Annotated in this window: 7 protein-coding genes and 1 pseudogene; 2 read left to right on the top strand and 6 right to left on the bottom strand. The window is 68.1% G+C overall.

The features are described 5' to 3' along the window. From G6016_RS09685 to G6016_RS09670, 4 genes and pseudogenes are all read right to left on the bottom strand, one after another. Positions 1 to 267 (bottom strand): annotated as a pseudogene (locus G6016_RS09685) (hypothetical protein); the annotation flags it as partial. Beyond that, the gene (locus G6016_RS09680) at positions 264 to 1,181 is read right to left on the bottom strand and encodes a heme ABC transporter ATP-binding protein (protein WP_182632462.1); all 918 of its coding nucleotides are present in this window, start codon (positions 1,179 to 1,181) and stop codon (positions 264 to 266) included. The gene G6016_RS09680 and the pseudogene G6016_RS09685, both read right to left, overlap by 4 nt. Beyond that, complete coding sequence (locus tag G6016_RS09675) at positions 1,178 to 2,332, bottom strand: iron chelate uptake ABC transporter family permease subunit (protein WP_182632461.1); 1,155 nt, start codon at positions 2,330 to 2,332, stop codon at positions 1,178 to 1,180. The genes G6016_RS09680 and G6016_RS09675 overlap by 4 nt, the downstream gene beginning before the upstream one ends. Next, positions 2,329 to 3,525 carry a heme/hemin ABC transporter substrate-binding protein gene (locus G6016_RS09670; protein WP_182632460.1) on the bottom strand — a complete coding sequence of 399 codons (1,197 nt, stop codon included), beginning with the start codon at positions 3,523 to 3,525 and terminating at the stop codon, positions 2,329 to 2,331. The genes G6016_RS09675 and G6016_RS09670 overlap by 4 nt, the downstream gene beginning before the upstream one ends. 764 nt (positions 3,526 to 4,289) lie before the next feature. Between G6016_RS09670 and G6016_RS09665 the strand changes: the two genes are divergently transcribed. After that, positions 4,290 to 4,805, top strand: a complete 516-nt coding sequence (locus tag G6016_RS09665; protein WP_182632459.1) for a putative endonuclease domain-containing protein — start codon at positions 4,290 to 4,292, stop codon at positions 4,803 to 4,805. A 300-nt stretch (positions 4,806 to 5,105) separates the two neighbouring features. Here G6016_RS09665 and G6016_RS09660 read toward each other — a convergent pair whose 3' ends face one another. Both G6016_RS09660 and G6016_RS09655 read right to left on the bottom strand, forming a co-directional pair. Continuing rightward, positions 5,106 to 7,298: a 3-hydroxyacyl-CoA dehydrogenase NAD-binding domain-containing protein gene (locus G6016_RS09660; protein ID WP_182632458.1), complete on the bottom strand. Its 2,193-nt coding sequence runs from the start codon at positions 7,296 to 7,298 to the stop codon at positions 5,106 to 5,108. Between the two features lie 39 nt (positions 7,299 to 7,337). Further along, positions 7,338 to 8,549, bottom strand: coding sequence for an acetyl-CoA C-acetyltransferase (locus G6016_RS09655; RefSeq protein ID WP_182632457.1), 1,212 nt, complete (start codon positions 8,547 to 8,549; stop codon positions 7,338 to 7,340). A 217-nt stretch (positions 8,550 to 8,766) separates the two neighbouring features. Here G6016_RS09655 and malQ point away from each other — a divergent pair, with 217 nt between their 5' ends. Further along, positions 8,767 to 11,157: a 4-alpha-glucanotransferase gene (gene malQ / locus G6016_RS09650; RefSeq protein ID WP_206682299.1), complete on the top strand. Its 2,391-nt coding sequence runs from the start codon at positions 8,767 to 8,769 to the stop codon at positions 11,155 to 11,157. Positions 11,158 to 11,206 lie beyond the last annotated feature (49 nt).

The following is an 11,206-nucleotide window of genomic DNA, read 5'->3' as shown; positions in this document are numbered from 1 at the left end:
GCCGTTCACCCAGCCGAACCCGACATAGACGCCGCCGAAGCCGCCCTCGATCGCCTGGAAGCCTGACCCGGACACCGTGAACGTGGTGGGGCCCGAGGTCGAGGCCACCGCGCCGCCCAATGAACTCGACGCGCTCAGCCGAGCAGCCGCCTGCGCCGTCGCGGGCATGGCCACGGTGAGGATGCCGGCACCCAGCAGTGCCACGACCGCGGCCACCACCAGGCGGCGAAACGCGGCCGGCGCCGGACGGACTCTGATGTTGGTCACGAGAACTCCTTGACGAGAGCGGGATCGGGATGAGAGAGCATCGGGGCGGAGGTTGATGATGCAGCCGTCGGCCCGACAGCGATCCCCTGTGCGCCGGCCCGGCGAAGGCCGCGCCGGTCGGGCGTGACCAGCAGGTCGCCGGTAATCGGATGCCGGTGAACGAGGACCGCCTGCTGGTAGACCTCGTCGATCAGCTCAGCGGTGAGAACGTCGGCGGGCGGACCCTCGGCCCTGACCCGGCCGCCGGAGATCATCACCATGCGATCCGACCAGGCGGCCGCCAGCGCGAGATCATGCAGAACAACCACCACCGCGCCGCCGGCATCGGCTATGTCGCGGGCCCGGCCCAACACGAGTTCCTGATGCCGCAGGTCCACTGCGGCGGTCGGCTCATCGAGCAGCATGATTCCGGCACTCTGGGCCAGCGCCCGCGACAGGGACACTCGCGCCTTTTCCCCGCCGGATAGCGTCGGGAACGTGCGGGATGCGAGGTGCGTGGTGTCGGTGGCGGCGATCGAATCGTCGATGACGGCCTCGTCGTCGTCGCCCTCCGGATGCCCCGCCCAGGGGGCGCGGCCCATGGCCACGACCTCCCGCACGGTGAAGGGGAACGCGACCGCGTTGGCCTGCGTCATCAGCGCGCGGCGGCGGGCCAGATCGCCCAGCTTCCAGCGTCGCAAATCCCTACCGTCCACCTCGACGCGGCCTGATTCAGGGTCCATGTCGCCGGCCATCACGGCGAGCAGCGTCGACTTGCCGGCGCCGTTGGGCCCGACCAGCGCGAGCACCTCGCCTGCGCGAACCTCGACGCTGACCGAGTCCAGGAGCACGCGGCCGCCGATGCGGACGGTGACGTCGGCGGCCGCCATGACGATCGGGAGCGGGGCGGCGCCCGGGCTGGTGTGCGCGGTCATCCCCAACCTCCTGCCGTGCGACGCGTGCGGTGCAGCAGCCAGAAGAAGAACGGCCCGCCGACGGCCGCGGTGACCATGCCCAGCGGCAGTTCCGCGTAATTGACGGCGGTGCGCGCGACCAGGTCGGCGGCGAGCAGACACACCGCGCCGCCCACCGCGGACGCCGGCAGCAGCAACTTGTGGCCGGGGCCAGAGATCATTCGGATGAGGTGCGGCACAACAAGTCCGACGAACGAGACGATGCCGCAGAAGCTGACCGCCGCGGCCGTGAGCAGTCCGACCAGCACGATCGAGACGATGCGCAGCCGTTCGACGTTCACGCCGAGGTGGCGGGCGGGCCGCTCCCCCAGCGACAGCAGATCGAGCGGGCGGGCCAGCCGGGCGGCAAGCAGCACTCCGAGTAGCGCGAGCGGCGCCACCACCAGCACGTGCTCCCAACGACTGCCGTTGAGGCTACCGAGCTGCCAGAACACGATCTCCTCGCGCGCCTGGGTGTCGCCGAGGAACATGAGGAACGCAAGCGCCGCGCCGGCCACCGCATTGACCGCGATGCCCGTGAGCACCAGCGTCACCACCTCGGTGCGGCCGTTACTACGGCTGAAAAGGTAGACGGCGGCGGTGGTGATGATGCCGGCGACGAAGGCGCACAGCACGCTCGTCCACGCGCCGAAGGCGGTGAGGCCGAAGACGATCGCGGAGGCGGCACCCACGGCCGCGCCGGCGGACACGCCCACCACGCTGGGCTCGGCGAGCGGGTTGCCGAACGCGCCCTGCATGAGTGCGCCGGCCACCGACAGCGCCGCGCCCACGACGATCGCCATCGCCACGCGCGGGAACCGCACGCTCCACAGGGTCGCGTCGGCGCGCGGATGACTCTCGGCGGGCCCCATGTCGAGGCCGAGGCCCCGCAGGAATCCCGACGCGACCTCCGCCGGCGGGATCGACAACTGCCCGGAGGCGGCGGCAATCACCGCGAGCACCACGAGCGCCACCAGCAGCCCCGCAATCAGCAAACCGCCCGTGAGCAGGCGATTCGCAGCGCCTGGTTCGCGGTTGGCTCGCTTACCAACACGCTCGCCGGCTCGCCCGCCTGCTTGCCCGCCTGCCGGCTCGCCGGCCCCTTTGGCCGGCCGCGCCTCGGTGATCGTCACAGGGCGTCGGGGGCGTAGAGCGCCACGGCGAGCGCGTTGAGCACGGCCGGGGTGCGGGTGCCGAAGGACAGGACGAGGTCGTCGTTCATCGAGATGATGCGCTCGTTCGCGCCGGCGGGCGTCTGCGCCATGGCCGGGAATTTCTCGAGCAGCCCGTCCACGCCGCCGACCGACTCGAGCCCCTTGTTCATCATGATGATCACGTCGGGCTGCGCCGCGATGAGCCCCTCGTCGTTGGCCGGCTTGGCGCCCTTCCACCCGACCTCGGAGGACACGTCGTAGCCGCCGGCCGCGGTGATGAGTTCGTCGGCACCGGAGTCCTGCCCGAACATGTAGTACACGCCGGCGCTTCCACGGGCGTAGAGGAACACGGTCCGCAGCTGCTGCGTCTGCGATTCTGGCGTGATGGTGGCGATCGCCTCCTGCGCCTCGACGATCTGCGCGCGGGTCCGCTCGCCGAGCTCGCGGCCCTCGTCGGGCAACCCCAACGCCGCGCCGACGGCCTGGGTGAGGGCCTCGACGTTCTCGGGTGAGCGGTGGGAGTCGACGACGACGACGGGGACACCGGCATCCCGGAGCTGCAGAATCACATCCCACGGCCCAAGCGAGGTATCGGTGATGATCACCGACGGGTTGAGCGCGAGGATCGACTCCGCATTCAGTTGATGCCCGTCCGTGGTGACCAGCGGCAGGTCCGAGATCTCGGGAAAGCTCGAGGAGATGTCGCGGCCGATGACGTTGTCGCCCAATCCGAGTTCGTACACCATCCGCGAGAGCGTTCCGTAGATGTCGAGCGGCAGGATGCGCGAGACATCCGTGACCTCCACCTGCGTGCCCTGGTTGTCGGTCACCACGGCCGGCAGCTGCGGAACCGGGTCGGCGGCGATGGGCTCGACCGGGTCGTCGACGAGCTCGAGCGACAGCTGCCCCTGGTACGAGCGCGGGTCCTCGATGGCCTCGACCTCGGAGGCGACGGGAATGCCGGAGACGGTCTCGAGGTCCCCGCCCGACCCGGCCGCGACGCCGCAGGAGGTCAACGAGAAAGCAAGGGCAGCGGCAACGGCCGCCCGGAAGGATCCACGGACGCCGAACGACCCACCGACGCGGGGCCTACCTGCACGGTCGTGTCCGAGTTGGGCGGGTCCGCGTCGAGCGCCCGACTTCGGTGCCGGACCTGTGCGCTGTCTGAGCATGAGCGAAACACTAACATTTCAGAATGAGGCAAGCCTAACCTCCCCTTGGGTAGGCTGGCCTAATTCATAACTTCGCAGTTCACGGCACTTCCCACCCGGATTACGCCCCAAATCGTTGCGCCGCTCACACTGCTCTTCGCGTTCCGCAACCCGCTACGTCTGTTGGAAACCGTGCACTTTTTCACCACCCGAGCCCACCCGGGCCTACCTCGCAACCGGCCGATGGTACTCCCCTCACCGGCGCGAAATCGGCCCCATTTGCCGAATGTGGATCGTCGTCATTTTTGTCCACACTTCCCTGACCAGGGGTGTAATCGGAGCGCCTGACCCCGCACAGTGATGGTGTGCCACCACCCCGCCCACGCTCCATCGCCGATTCCGACGCATTCGCCGCTGCGGTTTTCAGTGGCCGACCATTCGTCGGTGCTGCCGCCCTCGAGGCCGGCATCATCGGTAGTCACGCCCTTCGGTCGCGATTCTCGCGTGTATTGCCCGGCATCTACATGGCCACTGGGCATGACTTCGACGCTTACGCCCGCGTGCGCGCCGTTTGGCTGTGGGCACCCCGTGGAGCGGTTCTCGCCGGCGCTGCCGCGGCGCTCATCCACGGAGAGCATCAAGCCTCATCCCCGGAAGTGCTTCGTGCGGTGGATTTATACGTGCCCCGACACACGCGATCGCCCCGGGGCATTCGAATCCACAGACTCCCCCAGCCGCTGTCCGAGTCAGACATCGTCGACAAGCACGGCATGCGATGCACGTCAGTGAGCCGGACCGCCCTCGACCTAGCTCGCTGGCAGCACGATCCCCTCAAAGCCACGATGGCGGTTGACGCCGTATGCAACATCACCAATACGCCCGTGTCCGAAGTACAGACCTACGCGAGGACGACCAAGGGATTGCACGACTACCAACGAGCGATGGGTCTTCTCGAGCATTGCGACTATCGCGCAGGCTCTCCGCGAGAAACCTGGCTTCGGCTGATCATTGAGGATTCGCCGCTACCCATGCCCGACCTCCAGGTCGAGATCTCGGACTCCGCCAGCAGCCATATCGTCACCGCCGACCTCGCCTACCGCGAGGAGAAGGTTGCCCTGCACTACGACGGCGAGCACCACCTAGACCGTGAGCAGCGTGACTGGGATTCCAACGTGACAGCGCGTCTCTTCGACGAGGGATGGCTGGACCTTCGGATCACTGCGGGAATGCTCCGAGACCCACAGACGCTTCTGGGACGGATCGCTGAAATGCTGCGTCGGCAAGGCTGCACCGACGTCTGACCCAGCGCGGTCGAGAGACACGGTTTCTACGCAACATGACTGAGTTTCTAGGCAACATCAGCGAGGTTTCCAGGCCCCTAGAACTCACTGATGTTGCTCAAAATCGCGCTGATGTTGCCTAGATTTCAAGCCACACGCGAGCCCCGAATCCAGCCCTGCGGCGGCCAGCAATGAGCACCACGGTGGGCACTGAGCCGCGCGGCCTCGCCTGGCTACCAGCGCGCACATGCGAAAGGCGGCCGCCCCAGGAATTTCTTCCCGGGACGGCCGCCGTCTGTCGCGTCAGCCGCAGCCTCAGCCTCAGCCCTGCTCGGCCGCCAGCTTCTTCAGCGACTCGGTGGGCTGGAAGCGCTCGCCATACTTGGCGGCGAGCTCCTCGGCGCGGGCCACGAAGCCCTTGTATCCGGAGGCCACCTTGGCGCCCGGCTCCGCGTAGTTCTTCGCGTACTGGCGGGTGCCGCCGGTCCACGCGGGGAAGCCGATACCAATGATCGAGCCGATGTTCGCGTCGGCGTCGTCCACGATGACGCCCTCGTCAACGCACTTCTGCGTCTCCAACACCTCGGCGAAGATCATGCGGTCGATCAGGTCCTGCAACGGCGGCGCGTTGTCGGGCGAGGTATTGAACGCCTCGCGCAGGCCGGACCAGATCTTGCCGCGCTTGCCGGCCTCGTCGTAGTCGTAGAAGCCGGCGCCGGCGGCGCGGCCGGACCGCTTGATCTCCTCGACCATCTTGAGCACCACCTTGTCGGAGGAGCTGGGCACGTACTCCTTGCCCTCGGCCTCTTCCGCCTCGCGGGTGGCCTGGCGGATCTTGACCATGAGGTTCAGGTTCAGCTCATCCGACAGCTGCAGCGGTGCGGCCGGGTAACCGGCGATGCGGCCGGCCTGCTCGATGGTGGCGGGCTCGATGCCCTCATCCAGCATGCCGATGGCCTCGTTGACGAACGTGCCGATGACGCGCGAGGTGTAGAAGCCACGCGAGTCGTTGACGACGATCGGGATCTTGCGGATGGCCAGCGTGAAGTCGATGGCACGGGCCAGCGCCTCGGGGCTGGTCTTCTCGCCCTTGATGATCTCGACGAGCTGCATCTTGTCGACCGGGGAGAAGAAGTGGACGCCGATGAAGTCCTCGGGCCGCTGCACGCCGGTGGCGAGCTCGGTGATGGGCAGGGTCGACGTGTTGGAGCCGAGCAGGGCGTCGGGGTTGACGATTCCCTCGATCTCCTGGAAGACCTTCTTTTTCAGCTCGGGCGACTCGAAGACCGCCTCGATCACGGTGTCGCAGCCGGCCAGATCCTGCGGATCGATGGTCGGGGTGATGCGGGCCAGCAGGGCCTCGGACTTCTCGGGGGTGGTGCGTCCGCGCTCGAGGGCCTTGGCCTCGATCTTCTCCGAGTAGGCCTTGCCCTTCTCGGCGCCGGCCATCTCGACGTCCTTGAGCACGACCTCCATGCCGGCCTTGGCGCAGACGTACGCGATGCCGGCGCCCATCATGCCGGCGCCGAGGACGCCGACCTTCTTGAACTCGGTCTTGGGGATCTCCGAGCCGTCGGCCGCCGTGGGGCGGGCGCCGCCCGAGGAGCAGTGCTGGATGTCGAAGAAGAACGCCTGGATCATATTCTTCGCGATCACGCCGGTGACCAGCTCGACGAAGTAGCGGGCTTCGATCCGCTCGGCGTTGGCGAAGTCGACCTGCGAGCCCTCGACGGCGGCGGCCATGATGGCGCGCGGTGCCGGGGAGGGGGCGCCCTTGGTCTGCTTGCGCATGTTGGCCGGGAACGACGGCAGCACGGAGCTGAGCTGCTTGTCGTCCACGGTGCCGCCGGGCAGCTTGTATCCCTTGCGATCCCACGGCTGGGTGGCTTCGGGCTCGGTCTTGAGCCAGGCCTTGGCGGCGTCGAGGAGCTTCTCGGGCTCCACGACCTCGTCGACGAGGCCGGCCTCGAGCGCCTTGGCGGGCGCGAAGGACTTGCCGGACATGAGGATGTTGGGCACGGCCTGGGCGAGGCCGAACATGCGGACGGTGCGGACGATGCCGCCGCCGCCGGGCAGCAGGCCGAGGGTGACCTCGGGCAGGCCGACCTTGGCGCCGCGGGCGTCGGCCATCACGCGGTGGTGGGTGGCAAGGGCCAGCTCGAGGCCGCCACCGAGGGCGGCGCCGTTGATGGCGGACACGACGGGCACGCCGCAGGTCTCGAGCGCACGCATGCGCTCCTTGATGCCCATGGACCGCTCTAGCAGCTCGTCGGCGTCGGCGGGGCCGGCCTTGATCATGGACTTGAGGTCACCGCCGCCGAAGAAGCTCTTCTTGGCGGACGTCAGCACGACGCCCTTGATCGAGTCCTTCTCGGCCACGATGCGGTCGACGGTGGAGGTGAAGTCTTCGATGAAGCGGGTGTTCATCGTGTTGGCGCCGTGGTCGGGGTCATCCATGGTGAGGGTGACGATGCCGTCGCCGTCCTGCTCCCACCGGAACATGTTGTCGCTCACTGGTTTTCTACTCCTGTATGGCTGTGTTGGTGGGGCGGGTCAGACGCGCTCGATGATGGTGGCGACACCCATGCCGCCGCCCACGCAGAGCGTGATGAGGGCGCGCTTGCCGCCGGTCCGCTCGAGCTCGTCGAGCACGGTGCCGGTGATCATCGCGCCGGTCGCGCCGAGCGGGTGGCCCATGGCGATGGCGCCACCGTTGACGTTGAGCTTCTCGTCGGGGATGTTCATGTCCTTCTGGAAGCGCAGCACGACGGAGGCGAACGCCTCGTTGAGCTCCCAGAGGTCAATGTCGTCCGGGGTGAGGCCGGCGGTGGCGAGCGCCTTCTGCGCGGCCGGGGTGGGGCCGGTGAGCATGATGGTGGTGTCGGCACCGGAGGTGGCGGCGGCCACGACGCGGGCGCGCGGGGTCATGTTCATCTCCTGGCCGGCCTTCTCGGAGCCGACCACGACGAGCGCTGCGCCGTCGACGATGCCCGAGGAGTTACCGCCGTGGTGAACGTGGTTGATCTCTTCGATCCAGTGGTACTTCTGCAGTGCCACGGCGTCGAAGCCGCCCATGTCGCCGACCATGGCGAAGGACGGGTTGAGTCCGGCCAGCGCCTCGACGGTGGTGCCGGGACGCATGTGCTCGTCGCGGTCGAGGATGGTCACGCCGTTCTGGTCCTTGACGGGCACGACCGAGCGTGCGAAGCGTCCTTCTTCCCAGGCCTGCGCGGCCAGGCGCTGCGAGCGCTCGGCGTAGCGGTCGACGTCCTCGCGGGAGAAGCCCTCGATGGTGGCGATCAGGTCGGCACCGATGCCCTGGGGCGAGAAGTAGGTGTCGTAGTTGGTGGCCGGGTCCATGGCCCAGGCGCCACCGTCGCTGCCCATCGGCACGCGCGACATGGATTCGACGCCACCGGCAAAGACGACCTCGTCCCAGCCGGAGCGGATCTTCTGCGCGGCCATGTTGATCGTCGTCAGGCCGGAGGCGCAGAAGCGGTTGATCTGCACGCCGGCGACGGTGTCGGGCATCTTTGCCGCGAGCGCGGCGATGCGGGGCAGGTCCATTCCCTGGTCGCCGAGGGGGCTGACGATGCCAAGGATGATGTCCGAGATGCGGTTCTCATCGAGCTCCGGGAAACGCCGGCGGGTCTCCTCGATGAGTCCGACGACCAGGTCGATCGGCTTGACTTCGTGCAGGGCGCCACCTGGCTTGCCCTTGCCCCGCGGTGTGCGGATCGCGTCGTAGATGAATGCCTCGGTCATGGGTGGTCCACGGCCTTTCTCTGGGCGGAACTGATATGTGTTCCACGTAAGGGTAACTGCCACCCTCCACGCCGTGTGGAGCGCGGTCCGTTTTCCCGATCGACGAGTTGCCGCCCACCCCGACCGCGCGCGTCCCCCACCCATTCCCGTCTCCATCACCCCGCCGCTTCCTGCACAGTTCACCCCGCCGGTTTCCGCTGGCTGGCACAGTGGTGTCGTGACCGTGAGTCCCGCCGAACCCTCCGCCCAGCCCCCTGCCCTTCCGCCCGTCCTGGTCGAGCTCGCTGCGGAATGTGGCGTGGCCACGAGCTACACCGATGCGCACGGCGTCCACCGCGATGTTCCCGAGCGCACCGTGCGCGCCGTCCTGGCCGCAATCGGCGTCGGCGCCCACGACCACGACGACGACGACAACGCCATCATCTCCGCCGACGCGGCCGCCCTCGAGGATGTTCGTCTCACGCCCTGGCGTCGGGTGCTGTCTCCGACCGTGATCGCCACACAGGGGTCGGCCGTCGATGTCCCGGTCCATGTGCCGCAGGGTGCCACAGTGACGGTCACGGCTCACCTCGAAGAGCACACCCCTCATGCCCCGAAGCCCGCCTCCGAGCCTGATGCCGCTGGCACCACCGAGCTGGTTGTCCTCGAACCGCTCAGCGGCGACCGCATCCAGAAGGTGGTCGACGGGGTCCCCATGGAGCAGATCACCGTGCGTGTGCCCGCCGACCTGCCTGCGGGCTGGCATCGAATGGTCGTTGTCGTCGTCGCCCCGGGTTTGGCCTCCACCGCCACTAACAGCAACGACACCACCTCCTCCCCCGGCACCGACACCGGCACCGGCACCAGCTCCCGCCCCAGCAGCACCGTCGAGGCAACACTTCTCGTCGCGCCCGCATCGGCCCCGATCCCCGCTGGGCTGGACTCGCGCCGCGCGGTAGGACTGGCGGCGCAGCTGTACCAGGTGCGCTCAGCCGCGTCGTGGGGCGTCGGCGACCTGGGCGATCTCGCGGAACTCGCGGAGTGGGGCGCGCACGAGTTCGGCGCCGACTTCGTGCTGGTCAACCCCATGCACGCCGGCGAGCCGTTCCCCCCGGTGGAGCCGTCGCCCTACCTGCCGACCACCCGGCGATTCGCGTCGCCGCTGTATCTGCGACCCGAGCTCGTGCCCGAGTACGCGCGCCTCGCCGAGCCCGACCGCGCTCGCGTCAACGAACTCGCCAGCAGCACGCGCACCGGCACCGACGCAGGCGCAGGCGCAGACGCAGACGCAGACGCAGACGCAGACACCATCGATCGCAACGTCTCGTGGGCGGCGAAACTCGAGGCCCTTCGCCTGATCTTCGCTGTGCAACTCGACCCCGAGCGCCGCGATGCGTTCGAGAGCTTCACCCGCGAGCAGGGACCCGGATTGCGCGCATTCGCGACGTGGTGCGCCCTCGCCGGCGAGTTCGGACCGGACTGGGCCCGGTGGCCGGCCGAGCTGCAGGATCCGGAGTCAGAAGCCGTCTCGGCGTACGCCGACTCCCATCCGGACGAGATCCGTTTCCACCAGTGGCTGCAGTGGCTCACGCTCGAGCAGCGGGCGCACGCTCAACAGACCGCGCGGCATGCCGGTATGCGGCTGGGCGTGCTCCATGACCTGGCTGTGGGGGTGCATCCAACTGGCGCGGATGCGTGGTCGATGACCCGGTCACTCGCGCGTGGGGTCTCCGTGGGCGCCCCGCCGGACATCTACAACCAGCGAGGCCAGGACTGGTCCCAGCCTCCACTCCGCCCGGACGCACTGGCAGCCGACGGCTATCGCGCGTTCCGCGACATCGTCCGCGCCGCCCTCCGCGATGCCGGCGGCGTTCGCATCGACCACATCCTCGGCTTGTTCCGACTCTGGTGGATCCCTGCCGGCGCCTCCCCCACCGAAGGCACCTACGTGCACTACGACCACGACGCCATGCTTGCCGTCCTCACCCTCGAGGCGACGCGGGCGGGCGCCGTGGTGGTCGGAGAAGATCTCGGCACCGTCGCTCCCGGAGTCCGTGAGACTCTCACCGACCGCGGAATCCTCGGAACCTCCGTCATGTGGTTCGAGCAGGAGAGTATCCCCGGCGACGATGACGCCTCTTCCCGCTCGCGGCCGGTCCACCCGTCGGAGTACCGCCGAATGTGTATGGCGTCGGTGACGACGCACGATCTGGTGCCCACTGCCGGCTATGCCGACCTAGTGCATGTCGACATTCGCGACCGCCTGGGACAGCTGACCCGGGATGTTGAGGACGAGCGCAGGGACGCCGAGGCTGAGGTGTCCGGGTTCGTCGAGGAGGTTCGCGAACGTGGGCTGCTGCGTGACACCGCGAGAGACGTGGATCTGCTCGAGCTCGTAGCAGCGCTGCATGCCTTCACTGCGAGTGCACCGTCATTGTTATTTGCGGTGTCTGTCGCCGATCTGGTCGGCGATCGCCGGCCAGTGAATATGCCGGGCACCTCGACCGAGTATCCGAATTGGTCGGTTCCTATTACCGACAGTGACGGCACGATAATGGGGCTCGAGGAATTGATGGCACATCCGGGCCCCAGGAAAGTATTCGACGCGATCCATCGCGAAAGGCGATAGCTCTTTCGTTGATCGGCAAATGGCGAGAACCCCGGGGCCTGTTGGGCTC

It is taken from the genome of Dietzia aerolata, assembly GCF_014144865.1.
Classification (GTDB): Bacteria; Actinomycetota; Actinomycetes; order Mycobacteriales; family Mycobacteriaceae; genus Dietzia; species Dietzia aerolata.
This window is presented reverse-complemented; position numbering and strand designations above follow the sequence as displayed.

Coding starts and splice junctions, on each gene's coding strand:
- G6016_RS09680 (WP_182632462.1), bottom strand. CDS start 1,181: ATGACCGCGCACACCAGCCCGGGCGCCGCCCCGCTCCCGATCGTCATG.
- G6016_RS09670 (WP_182632460.1), bottom strand. CDS start 3,525: ATGCTCAGACAGCGCACAGGTCCGGCACCGAAGTCGGGCGCTCGACGC.
- G6016_RS09655 (WP_182632457.1), bottom strand. CDS start 8,549: ATGACCGAGGCATTCATCTACGACGCGATCCGCACACCGCGGGGCAAG.